The organism is Candidatus Methylomirabilota bacterium (genome assembly GCA_035764725.1).
Lineage (GTDB): Bacteria > Methylomirabilota > Methylomirabilia > Rokubacteriales > CSP1-6 > DASRWT01.
In genome coordinates this window covers 82,924-102,436 of the sequence record DASTYT010000052.1, presented here as the reverse complement: position 1 = coordinate 102,436, position 19,513 = coordinate 82,924, and the positions used below count along the sequence as shown (strand labels likewise).

Below are 19,513 nucleotides of genomic sequence, written 5' to 3'. Positions count from 1 at the left end.
CCGCCGACTACCCCCTGCCGTTGATACCGAGGGCGCGCAGGAAGCGCTGGCTCACTCGCTCCGCGACGGCGGGCCCGGCCCCGGCGTCGGCATCGCCGAGTCGCGCCATCGGAATCACCGCCTTGGCCATGGTTCGGTGCCCGCCCGCCGAGCCAAGGTCCCCGAACGCTTCGTGGGCTACTTCACCCGCGCTCCGCACGTAGCCCACGTTCCGGATGGAGACATGCAGGTCGGCGCCGACGACGCCGGAGACCACCGACCACTCCACGCCTTCCGCCTGGAGCCCGAAGTCGGCGAACTGGGGGACGAGGTCCACGACCGCGACCCGGCCCAGGTGGGAGAAGAACACGGCATGGACGATGCGCCGATCCGCGAGCCCGCGGGCGAGCACGTCGAGGGCGGCCTCGGAGAGCTCGGGCCGCTCGATGCGGCGGAGGGCGTTGTGGTTGGCGAGAAGGTAGAGGTACGCGAACGCGTCGAGATCGGCCCGAGTGCCGCCGCGCTCCAGGCCGAGCGTGTCCGACTTGATCCCGTAGAGCAGCGCGGTAGCGAGGCGCTGGCTGATCTTCACGTCGGCGGCGCGGAGGTACTCGACGAGGATGGTGGAGGTGGCGCCGTAGCTCGGGCGGACGTCCTTCATCCGGGACTTGAAGGGCCGCTCCACCGGGTGATGGTCGATGACGAGATCCACCTCGCCGATGGGCTCCTCGAGGAACGTAGGCTGGACGTCCACCATGGCGACGCGGTCGAACTGCTCGAGGGCGCGCGCGTCGATCTCCTCCACGTCGATCTCGAGGATCTTGCACATCGCCAGGTTCTCCGGGCGCGTGATCGTCCCGAAGGTGCAGAGCGGCGCGGAGGTGCGCGTGCGGCCGAGCAGCACCTTGAGGGCGAGGGCGGAGGCGATGGCGTCCGGATCGGGATCGTCCTGCATGAGGATGAGCACGCGCTCGGCGTCCTCGAACCGGGCGCGGATCCGCTCCACCCGCGCCCGGGTGGTGGCGCGGTCGAGGGCGGGGCGGATCAGCGACTCGCCCAGGCTGGAGAGCGGCACCGTGGTGACGCCCGGCACCGCCCGCGCATCGTCGGTGACGGCGAGGAGCGGCACGTCGGGGAAGGCCTCCCGCGCCGCCGCCACCGCGCGGCCGAGGCGCGTGCGCGGCATGCCCACCACGATGGGGCCCCGGTGCGTCTTGCCCGCCTTCGCGTACACGTCGGCGTCGGTGACGTCGCCGACGATGATCGGGCGGCCGGTGCGGCCGAGGCGCGCCCGCAGCGCGGGGCGCGCCACCACGTACACGGGGGCGTCCCCCGGCAGGGTGGTGGCGCCCGCCACGTCCTCGAGGAGGCCGTCGGGGCAGAAGAGTACGTAGCGCATCATGTCATTTTCGGCCCCTGGTCAAGGGGGGCCAAGCGAAATCTACGACTGTCCCTTGCCACCGCGATACGCGGCGCGTCCGGCGCGCATCCCCGCCTGGAACCCACGGGTGAGCAGACCCACCTCGCGCTCCACACGCTCCCGCGAGATGGTGAGCGCGTCGCTCAGGCGGTCGAGGGACGTCCCCAACGCGTCGCGGGCGCGTGCGATGCGCTCCGAGACCGCCTCGGCGACGCGCTCGAGGCGCGCGCGGGTGGCCCCGCTGGAGCGCCCCGCCTCGGCGCGTACCTCCGCGAGCATCGTCTCGAGGTGCGCGAGGCGCTGCTCCAGCTCCTTGATCCGCCGCCCCATCGCGGGCGCGGCCGGCTTGCGCTTCGGTCGTTCCGTCATTCCTGCCTCCCCTTGGCCGTCCTGCGTCCCTTCTCCCCCATCTCCGCACAGGTCTAACCCAATCGGCACGGAGCGGCAAGACCCTGGAGGGGGTGGGACCGTCGCGTGCTAGATTGCCCCTCATGGTCTCCGATGCCGGCGTGTTCGCCGACCTCGCGTTCGTCTTTCTCGCCGCGGTGATCGGTGGCTCGGCGGCGTGGGCGCTTCGGCAGCCGCTCATCCTCGGCTACGTCGTCGGCGGGCTCATCATCAGCCCCTTCACGCCGGGCCCATCCGTCACCGACCCGCATTCCTTCGATCTCTTCGCCGAGATCGGCGTCGTGCTCCTCATGTTCTCGATCGGCGTCGAGTTCTCGGTGCGCGACCTCCTGCGCGTGAAGTGGGTAGCCCTGCTGGGCGGGCCCCTGGGCGTCCTGCTGTGCGTGGGGATGGGGGTGGCGGCGGGCAGCCTGGTGGGATGGGGCGCGTTCACCGGGCTCGTCATCGGGATGGTCATCTCGGTCTCGAGCACCATGGTGCTCGCGCGCCTCCTCCTCGACCGCGGCGAGCTCCACTCGCGACACGGCCGCATCATGATGGGCATGTCGATCGTCGAGGATCTGGTGGCGGTGGCGCTGATGGTGCTGCTACCGTCCCTGGGCGAGCTCGGCCCCGGTCGGTTCCTCGCCATCGCCCTCGCCCTCGGGAAGGCGGCGCTCATCCTGTTCCCGTTCCTCTATCTCGTCTCGCGCGTGATCCCGCCGCTCATGACCCACATCTCGCGGATGCGGAGCGCGGAGCTGTTCCTGCTCGTCGCGCTCGCCATCGCGCTGGGCACCGCGGCCCTGACCCAGGCGGTGGGGCTGTCCCTCGCGCTGGGTGCGTTCCTCGCCGGCCTCATCATCAGCGAGTCGGACTACGCCCACGAGACCCTCGCCCGCATGCTGCCACTGCGGGACGCCTTCGGCGCCCTCTTCTTCGTGACGATCGGCGCCCTCATCGACCTGCGCTCGGTGCTGAGCCACGTGCCCCTGCTGGTGGGACTGGTGCTGCTGGTGGTGGTGGGCAAGACGGTGATCCGCACCAGCGTGGTGTGGATGTTCCGGCACCCGCCGTCCACCTCGCTCCTCGTGGGCATCGGGCTGGCCCAGATCGGCGAGTTCTCCTTCGTGCTGGTCCAGGTGGCGCGCAACGCGGGCCACGTCAGCGACGACATCTACAGCGCGATCCTGGCCGCGTCGCTCCTCAGCATCTTGCTCAATGCGCTCCTCGTGCGCGTGGGCCCGGGCTGGCTGGGGCGCCTGCGCCTCTGGCTGCGGGCGGGGTCGAGGTCGGTCCCGGCGCCCCGGACGGAGACGGCACCGCCCGCGCGCCACGTCGTCGTGTGCGGGTTCGGTCGGGTGGGCAGCGCCATCGGCGAGGCCCTCGAGAGCTTCCAGGTTCAGTACGTGGTCATCGAGACCGATGCCGACATCATCCGCGGCCTGCGCGAGCGGGGCGTGCCGTGCGTGTTCGGGGACGCGACCCGGCGCCGTATCCTCGAGCGCGCGGGAGTGGCCCACGCCGCGCTCGTGGTGGTCGCGCTGCCGGAGATCGATCGCGCCGGGCTCGTCGTCCAGCGCGCCCGACGGTTCAATCGCGAGTCGCCCGTGCTCGTGCGGGCGCACGACCCGAGCGCGATCGACGCGCTCGCCCGTGCCGGCGCGACCGAGGTGATCCAGCCGGAGGTGGAAGCCGCCGCGACGCTCATCCGGCACGCGCTCCGGCGCCTCGCCCTGCCGAGGGACCGGGTCATCGCCTATCTGGAGCGGTTCCACCGCGCGATGCTGCTCGAGGTGGAGAGCGCGGGGCCGGCGAGGGACCATCTGCCGCAGATCGCCGACATCACGCTGGGACCGGGCGCGCTCGCCGACCAGTCCCTGCGCGAGGCGCGGATCCGCGAGCGTCTCGGGGTCACCGTCGTCGCGGTGACGCGGCCGGGCGGCCAGGTCGTGGTGAATCCCTCGGCGGAGACGATTCTGCGCGCGGGGGACCACGTGCGCGCGTTCGGCTTGCCCGAGCAGATCGACGCCTTCCGCGAGGAGGCGGAGGCGGGCTAGGGGAGGCTCAGAGCCTAACGCCGAAGGCCGTCCACAGGGCGAGGCCGAAGGCCAAGAGCGTGAGCGCGGCGACGGCGATGGCGGCGAGGGTGTGCCAGGGCCGCTCCGGCCGCGTCGCTTCGTGGCCGAGCGCGGCGGCGGCCAGATAGCCGCCCAGGAAGCCGCCCGCGTGGGCCGCATTGTTCACGCCCGACATGAGGAAGCCCAGCACGAACAGCACCAGCGCCCACTGCCAGTATTGACGGAGTATGGCCACCCCGTAGACCCCGCCTCGGCTGCGCCCGAAGTGCACCATGGCCCCGAGCAGCCCGAACACCGCCCCCGAGGCTCCCACGGTGAAGGCGATGCCGAGGGCGTTCGACAGGGCGAAGCCGGCCACCCCCGCCGCTGTGAAGATCAGGAACGTGCGCGGGCGCCCGTAGAACTCCTCCACCGCGGGCCCGAGCTGCCGGACCCAGAGGAGATTGAACAGGATGTGGAGAAGGCCCCCGTGCAGATACGTGGCCGTGAGCAGCGTCCACCAGTATCCCGCCGCCCACGGGAGTGACCCCGTCATGCCGAGAGCGACCAGCGCGCTCTGCGAGGGCGAGAGCAGGTTGAAGAGGCCGCGTGAGCGGAAGAGGCCAGCGGGGTCGAGCCCGAGCGAGGCCACGTAGGCGATGACCGCGACCGCGATGACGACCCGCGCGACGTCGACGTCGGCGCCGAGCCGCCCCAGGAGATGGCCCCAGCCCCACAGGCCGGGGCGGGGCGCCCCGCAGTAGAAGCAGCGGTCGGCGTCGACGCGGTTCAGGCGCCCGCAGCGGTAGCAGAGGCTCGATCCGGAGGTCCGGCGCAGCACGCGAAAATTATCGCATGCGGGCCGCGGGAGGTCACAGGTGCGTCAGGGTCTCCCGGGGATGCGGCTCTCCGCGTTCCTGGCGCAGCCGGCGCTCCAGGATCTCCCGCGCGAGCGCGCGTCCGCCGAGGCCGAACGCGAGCGAGAGCGCGAGCACGAGCCCCCCGAAGGTGAGCCCGAAGGCCAGCAGCACCATCTCCTTTGCGATGCCGAGATGGGTGATCGCCATCGCCCACGCCACCAGCAGCACGCCCCAGCGGACGGCCCGCGCGAGCGGCCGCGCCTCACGGATGCCCGCGTTGACCGAGGCGATCAGCACGCTCTGGGCGAGGAAGTTCGCGGCCAGCCAGCCCACGAGGATCAGGACGGCCGCTCCCACCAGGTTCGGGATCCAGAGGAAAAGGAAATCGGTGATGCGCCAGGTCCCGGGGATGCGGAGCGCGTCCACGCCCATCACCGCGAACAGCGCGAAGATACCCCAGAACACGCAGCGGCCGAGCACCTCCGACGGCGGACGCATCACCCCGGCGCGCCGCAGCGCGCTCGCGAGGCCCCAGCCCTCCGACCGCCGGTCGAGATCGCTCGCGCGGGCGAGCCGCACGAGGAGCTTGCCGGCGAGCCACGCGAGCACGAGTCCGCCGAGGACCAGCGTGGCGAGCGCGAGCAGCGACGGCAGCGCGGCGGCGAGCCGCGCGTTGAGATCGGCGAGCGCGCCCCATACGAGATCGCCCCACATGTCGGTCATGACACAGTCTCCTTCTCCTTCACGGGCCATTCCGCGACGAGGAGCGGCTTGAGATGCTCGAAGACGAGGGCCAGGCTCTCCATGCGCGCCTCCACCTCGGCCGGCCCCGCGCTCTGCATCTCTACCACGAACGATGCGGTGCGGCCCAGGTAGAGCGGGATCAGTGACCCGAGCAGATGCTCGCGGTTGATCGCGTGACGCGCGTGGGCAAGGGCGAAGCGGTAGATGATCTCGGCCCACACGGGGTCGGGCAGGTGGAAGCGCGCCGCGTCCGTCGTGACGGCGTCGGCGAGCGCGGCGAGGAGGCGCGCGGGGAGCACCCGGCCCCACAGCTCTCTGAGCTCGTGCACGCCCTGCGCGTAGATCGTGAGCAGCCGCTCGAGATTCACCGCCACCGGATCCACGCCCACCGCGTGCGGGAAGCCTATCAGCGGGACGGGCTCGGAGCCGTGTACCTCCGGCCACACCCCGGCGTACGTCTCGACGAGGTCGAAGCAGGAGCCCACCACCTGGGTCATCATCGCCGTGAGGTCGGCGCCCGGGTCCTTGGCGTCATGGATCTTGGCCCCCAGGTAGGCCTGGCAGATGCGGAAGCGCTCGGCCACGGCGGTGGTGGTCATCCAGATGTCGATGCCGAAGCGCGCCACGTCCGTGCCCCACACCGGCTTGGCGAGATAGACGCGGGCAAGCTCGCCGGAGAAGCCGAAGTCCCCGCCGATGGGCTGGCGGATCCGGCGGCCGTAGAGGGCGCGGGTGAGCGGATACACGATGCCGTTGGTGATGGTGCCGTCGAACTTGTGACGATGGTACAGCGGCGCCACGTAGTCGAAGTCCCCGTCCACGATGGGACGGAGCAGGAGCTCGAACCAGGCCGGGGTGATCGAGCGGAGATCCGAGTCCACGACCGCGCAGGCCCGCGCGTGCAGGAGGTCGGCGATCTGAAAGATCGTGCGGAAGGCGCTGCCCTTGCCGGGGATGCCGTGATACGGCGTGGAGATCCGCGCCGCCGCGCCCGCCGCGTGGTCCACCAGCACGGTGCGGAGATCGGGTAGCTCCGCTTCGAGCACCGCGCGGGGCGTCCCGTCGGTGGAGCCCCCGTCGGAGTTGACGATCACCGCTTTGGCGCCGGGGAAGTACTTGGCGAGTCCCGCGCCGGCCGCGCGTGCGACGTGGCCGATCGTCGAGGCATTGTTGTACGAGGGGATCCCGACGACCAGGTCCGCGGTGCCGATGGCCCGGACCTGGGCCTCCGTCGCCGGCGGCAGCGGCGTTGACTGCATCAGGCGATCGCGTGGAGCTCGTGGCCGAGGAGGCGAAGGACCTCGAGCTTCCACCCGAAGGGGCCGGGGGCGGGCGCGACGTGCCAGTCCCCGAGCCGGTAGGCCGGATCCACGACACCCCAGTCACGCGGGATCACCACGGGATGGTCCGCGAGCAAGAGCAGGGAGAGATCGTTCGCCCCCTCGCCCAGCGCCACCACCGGGAGCGGCCGCCAGCGCGTTCGGTAGAGCCGGATGAGCAGCTCCGCGGCCAGCCCTTTGCTGTGGCCCCCCATCAGGTGGAAGAAGCGCCCGGCGCGGCTCACGGTGAGGCCGCGGGAGCGCGCCTCCTCGATGAGGATACCCTCCTCGATGGGCGTGAGGCTGGCCGCGAAGGGCTCGTCGTAGTCGCGCACCTTCGCGCGGGCGGCCGACACCCGGTCGAGGCCGGTCAGCGAGGCGATCTCGTCCGCGGTCATGTCGGAGAATCCGCGGAGGTCGAGCCCGGTGGTGCGCCGGATGTCCTGGAACAAGCGCACGAGCCGCTCGTAGCGGACGCCGAGCTCCACCACCGCGTAGGCGCCCTCGGTGCGGGTGAGGGCATGCGGGAACGGGAAGTAGCCGCGGGGGATGAAGAGCGCGCCCCCGTTCTCGATCACGAAGGGATCGTCGTTGTCGAGGATGCGACGGTGGTGCTCCACCTCCGCCCGCGTCTGACTGGTGCAGAAGATGAGGGGGATGCCTGCGTCCGCGAGGGCGTCCACCGCGGGACGCGCGGCCTCGGCGGAAAAGGTGCGGCGATCGAGCAGGCAGCCGTCGAGATCGGAGAAGACGATGAAAGGAGGCGTCATGCGTTGTCTCGATCGACCGCCGCGACGAGGCGGTCGAAGATGTCGGGGAGCGCGGCGAGGACCCGGTTCCAGCTCGGAATGAGCGGCTGGCCCACGGGGTCCTCGAGATAAGCGTCGGAGGCGAGGCGGATGGCGCGGGCGAAGGCCTCCACCGCCTGTCCTTCCTCGTGGGCGTCGAAGACGAGACTGTTGATCTGGGCGTCGCACTCGTAGCGCGCCATGGTCTCGTGGGCCACACCCGTGTAGGTCACGGGCAGGCTCGTGAGGAGCGCCTCCGAGATCGGCACCCCCTCCTCGGCGAGCGTGCGGAGCAGCGAGCTCGTGACGTCGACCGCCATGCGCATGAGACCCTGCGAGGGATCCTCGGCGCTCAGCGCCTGATGCTTGTGCTCGTAAGCGTCCGCGAGGTCGGCCTGACAGACGCGCCCGGGCGCCACATTGCGGTAGATCTCCGCCAGGGTCCCGACTTCCAGGCCCCAGTCGCCCGGAATGCGATTGACCCTGGCCAGATCGGCGGCCATCGCGAACTCACCCGCGAGGGGATAGCGGAACGAGTCCATGAACGCAAGGAAGGGCAGGTCGCGCCCCACGAGGGGGCGCAGCGCCCGCACGAGCGGCGTGACAAGGAGCCGGGTGGCGCGGCCGTGCAGCTTGTCGGTCACCCGGCTGTAATAGCCCTTGCAGAAGTCGAAGCCGAGGCGTGGGTTGGACACGGGATAGACGAGCCGCGCGAGGAGATCGCGGCGGTACGTCAAGATGTCGCTGTCGTGGAGCGCGATGACGTTGCACCGGCCGCGCCCGAGCAGATAGCCGTAGGCCATCCACGCAGAGCGGCCCTTGCCATCCTGATTCACCGCCAGCCCCCGCCGCTCCATCTCGTGGAGCAGCCCCTGCACCGGGGTGGATTCGATCCAGACCACGGTGGTCCGGGTGGGGAGCTGGCGGAACAGCCGCTTCGCGGTGACGAAGCGCTCCTGATCGGCCCGGCCGAGCGCGATCACCACTTCCTCGAGGTACCGCACCTGCTGCAGCTCCTCGATGATGTGCGGGATCGACTCGGTGTCGAACTCCGAGCCCAGGCAAGGCAGGACCAGGGCTACCGGCCGGATGCCCGCGGTCTTCTCGAGGTCCCGCTCGAGGACGTCGAGATTGCTCGGTCCCAGCCGGTGTAGCGTCGTGATGACGCCGCCCTGGTGAAAATCACTCATGCCGACTCGAGGCTGCGGGGTTGGGGCTCGCCGCGGCGGGCGGCTCGCTCTCCGCGCCCTCCGGCGGAGCCAGCGCACCGAGGAAGCGATGCACCGCGGACACGTCGGTCACCCAGCGCGCGGCACGGCTGCCGCGGTGGCCGGAGCCCACGCGGACGGTGATGGCCTTGCCGCGGAGGGCCTGGAACGCGCTCTCGTCCGTCTCATCGTCTCCGATGTAGACGACGGTGGGATCGAGCGAGTGCTGCCGTGCCCAGCGGTCACGGATCCACAGCGCGCACTCCCCCTTGTTCCAGGGGACGTTCGGCACCAGCTCGAGCACCTTCTTTCCGGGGCGGGTGGTGAGGTGCGGCGCGTAGTTCTCCCGTGCCTCCTCGACCTGGAAGAACACCTCGGCGAGGTCGGACGGGTAGGCGCGCCGGTAGTGCACCGCCACGCCGTACTCTTTGGGCTCGACCTCGACGCCGCGCAACCCGCCGAGCCGCTCGACGAGCTCGGTCGCGAGGCCGGCCAGCATCTGCCGGCATTCCGCGGCCTGGAGATGGACGAACTCGAGGCCCGGTCCCTCGATGACGAGACCATGGCAGCCGGCGAGGATCGCGTTGGGGAGCTCGGACCTGGCGCGGAGATCGGCGAGATCGCGCCCGGAGATGACGGCGAGACCGGTCGAGGGCGCGCCGGCCAGCCGCGCGAGGACCTTGCGCACCGGCGGGGCGAGACGGGCATCGGCGGGCGAGGGCGCGATGGGCGCGAGGGTGCCGTCGAAGTCGGACAGGATGAGCAGAGCGCCGTGGGAGCGCGCGGCGTCGCGAACCTCGGCAGCCAGCGTGGCAGGGGCAGACGGTGCTCTCATGACACCACCTCCGGGTCGGGCAGACGCAGCGCGGTATTCAGCGCGGCGCCCGCCCATCGATAGATGTTCCATTCGAGGATCCGCTCACGGAGGCGCGCCATGCGCTGCCGCCGCTGCGGCTCCGGCATCGCCAGCGCGGCGGCGAGGCGCTCGGCGATGCCATCCAGGTTGTAGGGGTTGACGAGGAAGGCCTCGGGGAATTCCCGGGCCGCTCCCGTGAACTGGGACAGCACGAGGGCCCCATCGCCCTCGGTGCGCGCCGCGGCGTATTCTTTGGCGACCAGGTTCATGCCGTCGTGGAGCGAGGTGACCATCAGACAGTCGGCGATGCGGTACAGGGCGTGGATCGCCGTGCGAGAGAGCTGCTCCGGGAGCAGCACCACCGGCGCCCAACCGGGGACGCCGTGCCGCCGGTTGATCCGCCGGACCAGCCCCTCGATGCGGCGCCACACGGAGCGGTAGGCCGGGATGCGGGACCGGCTCGGCACGCCCGCCTGCACGAAGACGAAGCGGCCGTGCCATTCGGGATACAGGGTGAGGAAGCGGTCCACCGCGAGCAGCCGCTCCGGGATGCCCTTGGTGTAGTCGAAGCGGTCGAGGCCGATCACGATCTTCTCGCGGACGAGGCCGTACTGCTCGCGCAGCCGCACCATCTCGCGCGCGACATCCTCTCCGCGGCACTCCACGCCGATCTGCTCCGTGTCCACGCTGATGGGGAACGGGCGCACGAACGTGGTGTGGCCGCGGTACGTGACCGCCGAGCGCTCCCGATCCACGTGGGCCTCGAGCTCGCGGCTCACCGCGTCCAGGAAATTGTCGCAGTGCAGGCGGATGTGGAAGCCGAGTACGTCGTTGGCGAGCAGGTCCTCGAGGAGCTCGCGCTGCCACGGGCAGGTACGGAATACCTCCGACGACGGCCACGGGATATGCCAGAAGTGCGCGACGGTGAGGTCGGGACGCGCCGCCTTGAGCATACCGGGCAGGAGCGCCAGGTGGTAGTCGTGCACCCACACTGTAGCCTTCGCGGGCGCCTCTTCCAGGACTGCGCGGCAGAAGTGTGCGTTGACGGCCTGGTACTGCTCCCAGTCACGGCGGCGGAACGCAGGGCGGACGTAGACCACGTGACACAGCGGCCACAGGGTCTCGTTGGCGAAGCCGTAGTAGTAACCTCGCTCCTCCTCCTCGGTCAGCCACACGCGCCGGAGCGCGTAGCGCGGCTGGCCGGGCGGCACCATGACGCGCCCGTCCGGGTCCACCACCTTGCGGTCGGCCGAGCCCGAGCCGTGAGCGATCCAGGTGCCTCCGACCGCGCGCATGATCGGATCCACCGCGGTCACGAGGCCGCTCGCCGGACGCGTCCAGCGGATCTCGCCCCCGTGAAGCTCGTGGAGGTAGGGCTCGCGGTTGGACACGACGATGAGATGGCCGTCGCCGAGCCGCCGGGCGACGAGATCCCGCACGCGCTCCGCCGTCCAGATCTCGGCGGGCGCGGGCACGCGAGGGGGGTCGGTCACGCCTACGGCGGCGAGCCCGCGCTCAAACATCGTGCGTCTCCAGCGGCGTGCGGTCCACCGTGAGGGCGCGGAGGGTGTCGAGCAGGGTGGCCATGCGGAACGGCTTCTCGAGGTAGTCGGCGGCGCCCTGCCGCCGCGCCTCCGCGCGGATGGCGGCGCCGCCGAACGCGGTGATCACGATGACGGGCAGCTCCGGATACCGGCGACCGAGCGTGGCGACGAGGTCGAGGCCGTTGCTGCCGGGCATCTCCTTGTCGACGATGACGGCGGCCGGATGGAGGACGTCCACCACCTCGGGCACCTGCTCCGGCCCGGACTCCTCGTGCACGCGGAAGCCCTCGTGGGTGAGGACGTCGCGGAGGACCGCGCGCATCTCGGGATCGTCATCGATCACCATGATGGTGCCGCCCCGTCCGTCGTGCGTCGCGTGGCGCTCGCCCATTGCCCGCTCCATCAGCTGACGAGCCGCGCCATCAGCGAGATGTACTCGCGGAGGTGCCGGGTGATGAGGAAGTTCTGGCGGACATGCTCGCGCCCCGCCACCCCCATGCGGGCGGCCGCTTCGGGATGGGCGAGGAGATGCCGCACCCAGTACGCACATCCCTCCACCGACGACACGGTGTACCCGGTCACCCCGGGGAGGATCTGGGTGGTGATGCCGCCGGTCGCTCCGCCGATGACCGGCTTGCCCTTCCACATCGCCTCCGACACGGTGAGGCCGAAGCCCTCCTTGGTCGACTTCTGGAGGATGATGGTCGCCGTGCGCTGGAGCGCGTTGATGGTGAGGTGGGCATCGGGCGGCAGGTCGAGCACGTGGATGTCGGAGTCGCGGGCCGCCGCTTCGCGCGCGGCCGCGAGGACCCGCGCCCCCTCGGGATCGTCGTCGGCCCCGCCGCCCGCGAGCACCAGCACGCAGTCGTGGTACGGCTTCACCATGCGGTAGGCGTTGATGACCCCGATGGGATCCTTGAACCGGTCGAAGCGCGAGACCTGGAGCACGACGGGGCGCTCACGGGAAATGCCCAGCGGGGCGAGCAGCGCGTCGATCTCACTGGGCTCCAGCTCCCGGTTCTTGTCAGCGAGGGGATCGATCGACGGGTACACCAGGAACTGCGGGATCGCGAGCTGCTGGGCGAACGCGGGCAGCGAGAAGATGGCGGCGTCGTAGCGCAGCACGAAGCGGCGCAGGAAGGACCAGGTACGCCGCTGCGGTGAGGCGAGATCGATGTGACAGCGCCACACCCACTGCCCGTCCGCCGGGCGCGACTCCACGAGGGCGGCCGGCTGCGGGTCGTGGATCAGCACGAGGTCCCCGTTGAGGCTCAGGCGCGAGGCGTTGGCGCGGTTGCTCGCGAGGTAGTGCTCGAGCATGGCCTCGGTGAAGACCTGCTCCTCGCCCTGGAGCGCGTTGTGGAAGGCTTTGGTGACGGCGAAGAAATCACGGTCGCCCTCGATGATCTCCCAGTCGGCCTTCACGCCCACGTCGTTCATGAGCGGGACGAGGCGGCGCAGGATCTCGGCCACTCCGCCGCCCACCCGGGTGGAATTGACGTGGACGAAGTGGCGGCCTCGCACGCGCTCCGAGAGGTGGAGGAGGAAGTCCACGGCACCGCGCGGCGCGACGTCGCGATAGTCTTCGATCCCGGGTCCCGGGATGCTCATCGCGCGGCGCCTCGGAGCGCACCCTCCAGCTGGGCGTCGACGAGGGCTAGCATCATCTGGCGTACCCGCTCGAGCCCGCCGAGGTAGGGATTGAGGCGGCCCACCCGCTCCGCCAGCTCGGCAAGCCCCAGCTCCTCCCCCAGCCACTCCGCGAACTGTCCGCCACGCACGCCACGACGCGAGCGCGCGTCGAGGGCATGGAGATAGATCGCGCTCACGTCCACCTGGGCGAGAGCGGCGCGGAACTCGGCCAGCGAGCGGGCGGTGATGCCGGTCGGAACCTCGATCAGGTGCGAGCGGACGAAGAAGAACGGATCGCCGAACACGACCCGGGGCACGGGGTTCAGTCGCTCGAGATGGTCGTCGAGGATGGACAGGATCTCCTCGCGGGTACGCTCGACGCTCTCGAACTGGAAGGGGTCCACCATGCCGAGCCGCTCCGCGAGCACCTGGTCGCGGATCTGTACGGCCACCCAGATCGCGAAATCGTTGGGGTAGGACCCCGCGACCAGCGGCCGGCGTAGGAAGACCGTGTCGGTGTGGTAGTAGATCGACTCCGCCGGCGCGCCCTCGATCTCCTCCATCAGCTCGCGCTCGTCCCGCGCGCGGCGACCGGTGATCTCGCGAAGCTCGACGCAGCCGGTGAAATGGAAGGGGCGGGTCGCGGGCGCGGCTCGCTCGGCCATACGCAAAGGGGAGTGCAATGCCAGGGCCAGCGACCGGCGTGCCCGGAATGCCGAATTGACTTTTACTTACAGCAACTTGAGAAACGGCAGATGGGAAGAAATCACCCGCCATGAAGGAATGACCGGACAAGATGTCGCCGGCGCGACAAGTTGTCGCGGGTGTCGGCCCGCCTATCAGGAGCCTGGCGACGAGTCGGGCTGCGCGTCCTCGCGCTCGAGCCGCTCGAGCAGGGCCTCGAGATGCCGATCGAACGCCGCCTTGCGTCGCGCCGAGACGGGCTCCCCGGGGAAGAAGCGCTCGCCGAGCGGGTTCACGAACTGGCCATCCTTCTTCACACGGTAGTCGAGGTGCGGGCCGGTGGCGAGCCCGGTCGCACCCACCCGGCCGATGATCGCGCGCTGGCGCACGCGCTCGCCCACGCGCACCGTGGCCGCGGACAGGTGGTTGTACATGGTCTCGTAGCCACGTGTGTGCCGGATGGTCACGCTGATGCCGTTGCCGCCGTTCCAGCCCGAGGCGATCACCGTGCCGTCCGCGACCGCGCGCACCGGCGTGCCGGTGGGGGCCCCGTAGTCGATGGCGAGATGCGGCCGCACGCCCCCCAGGACGGGGTGGAGCCGCGCGTGCGAGAAGCCCGAGGTGATGCGGGTGAAGTCGAGCGGCGCGCGCAGGAACATCTTCTTCACGGAGCGGCCGCTGGCGTCGTAGTAGGCGCCGCGGCCCTGAGCGTCCGTGAAGCTCACCGTGGTGAGCCGCGGGCGGTCGGCGGAGCGGTACTGCGCCACGAGGATCTCGCCGTAACCGAGGAACTGGTTCTCGCCGAAGCGCTTCTCCACGAGGAGGCGGAACCGATCGCCGGGCAGCGAGTCCGCGGCGAAGTCGAAGTCCCACTCGAAGAGGCTCACGAACGCGACCGTCAGGGCGGCGCCCTCGCCGAGGCGATCCATGCTCGCAAACAGGGAGTCCTCGAGCCGACCCTTCACCAGGGCGATCCGCGTCTCGACGGGCACGCGCACAGCCTGGAGCGCCCACCCGCGCTCCGCGCGGCTCAGCTCATAGCGCTCGATCGGGGATCGCCAATAGGTGATGCCCATGACCGCGTCGGCGGCATCGCGCGTGACGAGGAGGCGCTCCCCCGGTGCGAGACGGCGCATGTCGACAACGCCCCGGAGCAGGCCGACTACCACGGTGGCGTCGGCGCGCTCGAGTCCGCTACGCACGAGGACGGCCTCGAGAGTCTCGCGGTGCCGAAGGGTGGTCTCCGCCGAGATGGTGGGCGCGGGCCCCTCGCCGGCGGGCGCGGTGATGGTGAGCGGCGGCGCCGGGTCGATGGGGCGAGACGCCCAGGCCAGCACGATGACGAGGCCGAGGCCGCCGCACGCGAGGAGGCGGACGAGAGATCTCATCGACGCACGTCACCATACCTCCGGCGGCGGGTTCCGCCAAGCTTTCTGCCGTGCGCGCCGGCCGCGTGTCGGGCTTGACACCACGGAGCGATTGTATAAATATTCTTTACTATGAATGAACATACAGACCGACGCGGGCTGCGTCGACACGCGACCATCCTCGCCCTCGTGCGCACGGGCGCCGTGCGCTCGCAGGGCCAGCTCCAGCAACTGCTCCGCCGCCGGGGCCTCGCGGTCGCCCAGCCCACCCTCTCGCGCGACCTGCGGGATCTCGGTCTGGCCAAGACGCCGCGCGGCTACGTGACGCCGGAGGGTATGGCGGCGCGCTACGGCGCCCCTGCCCGGGGCGAGGCGCGCCTGCGTCGCGCCCTCCGCGGCTTCGCGCTGTCCGCTCAGGCGGCGGGCAGCCTCGTCGTCGTGAAGACGCCGCCCGCGGCGGCGCCGCCGCTGGCGCGGGCCCTCGATGAGGCCGGACTCCCCGAGGCCATGGGGGCCATTGCGGGCGACGACACCATCTTCATCGCCACGCGCGGCGAGCGGGCGGCGCGCGCGCTCGCGCGGCGGCTCACCGCGGCGCTCATGCGCCGAGCCCTGGGGGAGGGAGCATGATCGACACCCGGCACCTAATGGACATCACCGAGCGGCCCGCCCTCGTGTTCGTGCGGGGGGCGGGGTCCTGGCTCGTCGATCACACCGGCAAGCGGTACCTCGACTTCGTGCAGGGGTGGGCGGTGAACTCCCTGGGGCACTCGCCTCCCGTGATCGCGGAGGCCCTCGCCGCGCAGGCGCGCACGCTGATCACGCCGAGCCCGGCGTTCTACAACGAGCCGGCGCTCCGCCTCGCCGCCACCCTGGCCGCGCACTCGGACTTCCCGCGCGTGTTCTTCACCAACTCGGGGGCCGAGGCCAACGAGGGCGCGATCAAGCTCGCCCGAAAATGGGGCCGTCGCGAGAAGGACGGCGCCTACGAGATCATCACCTTCGACGGGGCGTTTCACGGCCGCACGCTCGCCACGATGTCGGCGAGCGGCAAGCCGGGCTGGGACACGATGTTCGCGCCTCAGGTCCCCGGCTTCCCTCGGGCGACGCTCAACGACCTGACCTCGGTGGAGGCGCTCATCGGCCCGCGCACCGTCGCGGTCATGCTGGAGCCGGTGCAGGGCGAGAGCGGGGTGGTGCCGGCCACCGTGGAGTTCCTGCGCGACCTGCGCGCACTCACGCGGCGCCACCGCTGCCTCATGATCGTCGACGAGGTGCAGACTGGCATCGGGCGCACGGGGCGCCTGTTCGGCTACCAGCACTTCGCGCGCGGGGCCGACGAGGCGCCCGACATCATGACCCTGGGCAAGGGGCTGGGCGGCGGCGTCCCGCTCGCCGCCCTCTGCGCCACCGAGGCGGTGTCGGTGTTCGAGCACGGCGAGCAGGGGGGGACCTTCAACGGGAGCCCGCTCATGACCGCGGTGGGCTCGGCGGTGCTCGACGCCATTCTCGCCCCGGGCTTCCTCGACGCCGTCGCCGCCCGCGGCCACTACCTGAGCGCCGGCCTCCAGGACCTCGTTTCCGAGCGTGGGCTCTCCCACGAGCGGGGCTGGGGCCTGCTGCGCGCGCTGGATCTCGGGGAGGACGTGGCCGGCGCGGTGCTCGCCTACGCGCGGGACAGCCTGGAGAAGCACGAGGGGTGGGAGGGGCAGGGCCTGCTGCTGAACGCCCCCCGGCCGAATCTCCTCCGCTTCATGCCCGCTCTCGACATCACCGAGGCCGAGATCGACCGGATGCTGGACGGCGTGCGGATCGCCCTCGAGGCTGTGGGCTAGCCCGCGGGCACTTAGAGCTCCTTCTCCTTCCGCTGGAGCGTGCGGACGGACACCCCGAGGATCTTGGCGGCGGCCTGCTTGTCGCCGCGCACCTCGTCGAGCACCCGCCGGATGTACTGGCGCTCCAGCTCCTCCAGGGTGGGACGGAGCGGGGGAGCGGTGGGCGCGGCGGCGAGCTCGGTGCGCACGTCGGCGACGGTCACGGTGGCGTCGGCCGCGAGCACCGCCGCGCGCTCGATCACGTTCTCCAGCTCGCGCACGTTACCCGCCCAGCGATGCTCCCGCAGCCACTCCAGCGCGTCGGATGAGAAGCCGGTGAGCGATTTGCCGAGCCGGGTGGCCGCCTCCCGGAGGAAATGCTGGGCGAGCAGCGGAATGTCTTCGGGGCGTTCGCGGAGCGCGGGGAGCCGGATCGGGATCACCGCGAGCCGGTAGTAGAGATCCTCCCGGAATCGTCCCTCCTGGACGAGCGCGAGAAGCTCGCGGTTGGTGGCGGTGACGAGTCGGAGGTCGAGCTGGACGTCCTCGCTGCCGCCCACTGGCCGTACGGCCTTGTCCTGGATGGCCCGCAGGAGCTTGACCTGGGTGGTGAGGGCGAGGTCGCCCACCTCGTCGAGGAAGAGCGTACCTCCGTTGGCCGCCGCGAAGAGCCCGGCGCGCTTGCGGTCGGCCCCGGTGAACGCGCCCTTCTCGTGGCCGAACAGCTCGGACTCGAGAAGGCCCTCGGGCACCGCGGCGCAGTTGACGGGGACGAAGGGACCGGCCCGCCGGCCGCTCGACCAGTGCAGCGCGCGGGCCACCAGCTCCTTGCCGGTGCCGCTCTCGCCGAGCAGGAGCACGGAGGCGTCGCTGTCGGCCACCGCGCGGACCTGCTCCAGCACCCCCCGCATGAGGCGGGACTCGCCGATCACTCGCTCGAAGCCGAACTGGCGCTCGACCTCGGCCCGCAGCCGGGCGTTCTCCTCGCGCAGCCGCTGGTCGTCGAGGGCGCGGCGCACCGCGTGCGTTACCTCGGCGAGCTTGAACGGCTTGGTGAGGTAGTCGTACGCGCCCTGGCGCATCGCCTCGATGGCCGTCTCCAGGCTGCCGAACGCCGTCATGAGCAGCACGCGTGTCGCGGGGGCGCGCGCCTGGGCGGCGGCGAGCACCTCGAGGCCGCCGGTGTCGTCCATGATCAGGTCGGTGAGGATCACGTCGTACCGCGCGCCCGCGATGGCGTCCAGCGCGTCGCGTCCGCCGGTGGCCGCGGCCACCGCGAGCCCCTCGAACTCGAGGTGGCGCCGGAGCATGGCGAGCATCTCCGGGTCGTTGTCGACGATGAGGACGCGCGGCGCGCTCATACCGCTGCCTCGTGCACGGGGAGCCACGCGGTGAACGTCGTGCCCTGACCCTCGCGGCTCTGCACGGCAAGGGTGCCGCCGTGCTCGCGCACGATGTCGCGGCAGATCGAGAGGCCGAGCCCGGTGCCCTGGCCCTGGGGCTTCGTGGTGAAGAACGGCTCGAACACGTGCCCGATCGCCTCGGCGGGGATGCCGGAGCCGGTGTCGCTCACCGCCAGCGCGACCCCGGGCCGCCCGTCGTTGGGACACGCCCACGTCTCGATTCCGATGCGCCCGCCCCGGGGCGTGGCCTCGAGCGCGTTCACGATCAGGTTGATCAGCACCTGCTGCACCTGATTGGGGTCCGCGGCGACATCGGGGAGCGGCGGGGCGGCGGTGGCGGACATGCTGACGCCGCGCCGGCGCGCCATGTGCTCCATGAGCGGCACCACGCGGTCCAGCAGCACGGGAACGGCCACCGGCTGGATCTCGGGCTTCTGCTGGCGCACGGTGTCGAGGAGCGACCGGATGATGGCGGAAATCCGGTCGGTCTGCGCCACGATCACCTCGAGATCGGGCCGGCCGGGATGGTCGGGAGCCAGGCCGCGCAGGAGGATCTCCGCGCGGCCGGAGATGATGTTCAGCGGCGTGCCGACCTCGTGGGCGATCCCCGACGTGAGCTTGCCCGCCACCGCGAGGGTCTCGGCGCGCCGGAGCTGCTGCTCGAGATCGACGGCGCGGTCGCTCTCCAGGAGCAGGCGCTGCTGCGCGGCCTGGAGTTGATCGGCCATCCGGTTGAAGGCCTCCGCGACCTGGCCCATCTCGTCCTGCCGCTCCACGGGGAGCGGGGGACCCGGCTGCCCCTCGCCGAGGGCGCGGATGGAGCGGGTGAGGCGGGACAGGGGCCGCAAGACCTGCCGGGAGAGCACGACGGTGGTCACGGTGACCAAGCCCAGGGCGAGCAAGCTCAGCCGGATCACCGCGTCCCGCGTGGCCCGCTCTCGCTTCTCGAGGGCGCCGGGCGAGGTGAACAGTACTTCCAGCGCGCCGATGATCTCGCCGCGCCGTCCGCGGAGGGGCATGACGTGGGAGAAGGTGTCCGCGTTTCCGGCCTCCTCGGCGACGATCTCCGAGCGCCCCTCCGTCATCACGCGCTGCAGCCGCTCCGCCGCCACCGGCCCGCCCACCGCGCCCGGCTCCGACTCGAGCGTCGGCCCCAGGGACTTGTCGTAGACCCGGATCCGATCGATCTGCTCCTGACGGTTCACCAGCTCCGAGAGGAGCCGGCGGATGTCGCCGACCTGGCGGTCGCGCACGGCGTTCTCGACGGCGATCTGGATGGCCCGCGCCGTCACCGCGGCATTGCGCTGCTCGGCGGCGAGGAGCTGCCCTTCCTCCTCGCGGATGCGCACGACCGCGTAGAGTCCCACCAGTAGGGTCAGCGGGACGATGAGCACGAAGAAGAGACGGAGCCGCAGGCCCATTCGGTTGCCTCGATGATACCGGGCACC

Annotated in this window: 18 protein-coding genes; 3 read left to right on the top strand and 15 right to left on the bottom strand. The window is 71.2% G+C overall.

The annotated features are described in order from the left end of the window. Positions 1–7 precede the first annotated feature (7 nt). Entirely contained in the window at positions 8–1,381 is a 1,374-nt protein-coding gene (locus tag VFX14_09665) for a DHH family phosphoesterase (protein HEU5189943.1), read from the bottom strand. A 39-nt stretch (positions 1,382–1,420) separates the two neighbouring features. Then, positions 1,421–1,768: a hypothetical protein gene (locus VFX14_09660; protein ID HEU5189942.1), complete on the bottom strand. Its 348-nt coding sequence runs from the start codon at positions 1,766–1,768 to the stop codon at positions 1,421–1,423. A gap of 122 nt (positions 1,769–1,890) precedes the next feature. Between VFX14_09660 and VFX14_09655 the strand changes: the two genes are divergently transcribed. Then, on the top strand, positions 1,891–3,846 hold the full coding sequence (locus VFX14_09655; GenBank protein HEU5189941.1) for a cation:proton antiporter: 1,956 nt from the start codon (positions 1,891–1,893) through the stop codon (positions 3,844–3,846). A gap of 7 nt (positions 3,847–3,853) precedes the next feature. On the opposite strand, the gene VFX14_09650 is transcribed toward VFX14_09655, so the two are convergent. The 11 genes from VFX14_09650 to VFX14_09600 form a co-directional block, all read right to left on the bottom strand. Beyond that, a complete protein-coding gene (locus tag VFX14_09650) occupies positions 3,854–4,687 on the bottom strand; it encodes a rhomboid family intramembrane serine protease (GenBank protein HEU5189940.1) in 834 nt (277 codons plus the stop codon). Positions 4,688–4,718: 31 nt separating this feature from the next. After that, positions 4,719–5,429: a hypothetical protein gene (locus tag VFX14_09645; GenBank protein HEU5189939.1), complete on the bottom strand. Its 711-nt coding sequence runs from the start codon at positions 5,427–5,429 to the stop codon at positions 4,719–4,721. Continuing rightward, complete coding sequence (locus tag VFX14_09640; protein ID HEU5189938.1) at positions 5,426–6,709, bottom strand: glycosyl transferase family 2; 1,284 nt, start codon at positions 6,707–6,709, stop codon at positions 5,426–5,428. The genes VFX14_09645 and VFX14_09640 overlap by 4 nt, the downstream gene beginning before the upstream one ends. Beyond that, a complete protein-coding gene (locus VFX14_09635; GenBank protein HEU5189937.1) occupies positions 6,709–7,539 on the bottom strand; it encodes an HAD-IIB family hydrolase in 831 nt (276 codons plus the stop codon). Before VFX14_09635 ends, VFX14_09640 begins: the two co-directional genes overlap by 1 nt. Then, positions 7,536–8,747 carry a glycosyl transferase gene (locus VFX14_09630; protein ID HEU5189936.1) on the bottom strand — a complete coding sequence of 404 codons (1,212 nt, stop codon included), beginning with the start codon at positions 8,745–8,747 and terminating at the stop codon, positions 7,536–7,538. The genes VFX14_09635 and VFX14_09630 overlap by 4 nt, the downstream gene beginning before the upstream one ends. Further along, a complete protein-coding gene (otsB, locus tag VFX14_09625) occupies positions 8,740–9,600 on the bottom strand; it encodes a trehalose-phosphatase (protein ID HEU5189935.1) in 861 nt (286 codons plus the stop codon). The genes VFX14_09630 and otsB overlap by 8 nt, the downstream gene beginning before the upstream one ends. Beyond that, positions 9,597–11,144 (bottom strand): trehalose-6-phosphate synthase, encoded by a 1,548-nt coding sequence (locus VFX14_09620; GenBank protein HEU5189934.1) that lies wholly within the window; start codon positions 11,142–11,144, stop codon positions 9,597–9,599. The genes otsB and VFX14_09620 overlap by 4 nt, the downstream gene beginning before the upstream one ends. Beyond that, positions 11,137–11,556, bottom strand: a complete 420-nt coding sequence (locus tag VFX14_09615) for a response regulator (GenBank protein ID HEU5189933.1) — start codon at positions 11,554–11,556, stop codon at positions 11,137–11,139. The genes VFX14_09620 and VFX14_09615 overlap by 8 nt, the downstream gene beginning before the upstream one ends. Positions 11,557–11,567: 11 nt before the next feature. Continuing rightward, positions 11,568–12,776, bottom strand: coding sequence for a glycosyltransferase (locus tag VFX14_09610; protein HEU5189932.1), 1,209 nt, complete (start codon positions 12,774–12,776; stop codon positions 11,568–11,570). Further along, positions 12,773–13,462 carry a DUF5752 family protein gene (locus VFX14_09605; protein HEU5189931.1) on the bottom strand — a complete coding sequence of 230 codons (690 nt, stop codon included), beginning with the start codon at positions 13,460–13,462 and terminating at the stop codon, positions 12,773–12,775. Before VFX14_09605 ends, VFX14_09610 begins: the two co-directional genes overlap by 4 nt. Positions 13,463–13,636: 174 nt before the next feature. Further along, positions 13,637–14,869 carry a M23 family metallopeptidase gene (locus VFX14_09600; GenBank protein HEU5189930.1) on the bottom strand — a complete coding sequence of 411 codons (1,233 nt, stop codon included), beginning with the start codon at positions 14,867–14,869 and terminating at the stop codon, positions 13,637–13,639. A gap of 111 nt (positions 14,870–14,980) precedes the next feature. On the opposite strand from VFX14_09600, the gene VFX14_09595 reads away from it, so the two are divergent. Both VFX14_09595 and VFX14_09590 read left to right on the top strand, forming a co-directional pair. Further along, positions 14,981–15,478 (top strand): arginine repressor, encoded by a 498-nt coding sequence (locus VFX14_09595; protein HEU5189929.1) that lies wholly within the window; start codon positions 14,981–14,983, stop codon positions 15,476–15,478. Beyond that, the gene (locus VFX14_09590) at positions 15,475–16,683 is read left to right on the top strand and encodes an acetylornithine transaminase (GenBank protein ID HEU5189928.1); all 1,209 of its coding nucleotides are present in this window, start codon (positions 15,475–15,477) and stop codon (positions 16,681–16,683) included. The genes VFX14_09595 and VFX14_09590 overlap by 4 nt, the downstream gene beginning before the upstream one ends. A gap of 11 nt (positions 16,684–16,694) precedes the next feature. Here VFX14_09590 and VFX14_09585 read toward each other — a convergent pair whose 3' ends face one another. Together VFX14_09585 and VFX14_09580 are read right to left on the bottom strand one after the other, a co-directional pair. Further along, positions 16,695–18,023: a sigma-54 dependent transcriptional regulator gene (locus tag VFX14_09585; GenBank protein HEU5189927.1), complete on the bottom strand. Its 1,329-nt coding sequence runs from the start codon at positions 18,021–18,023 to the stop codon at positions 16,695–16,697. Next, complete coding sequence (locus VFX14_09580) at positions 18,020–19,486, bottom strand: ATP-binding protein (GenBank protein ID HEU5189926.1); 1,467 nt, start codon at positions 19,484–19,486, stop codon at positions 18,020–18,022. Before VFX14_09580 ends, VFX14_09585 begins: the two co-directional genes overlap by 4 nt. Positions 19,487–19,513: the final 27 nt, after the last annotated feature.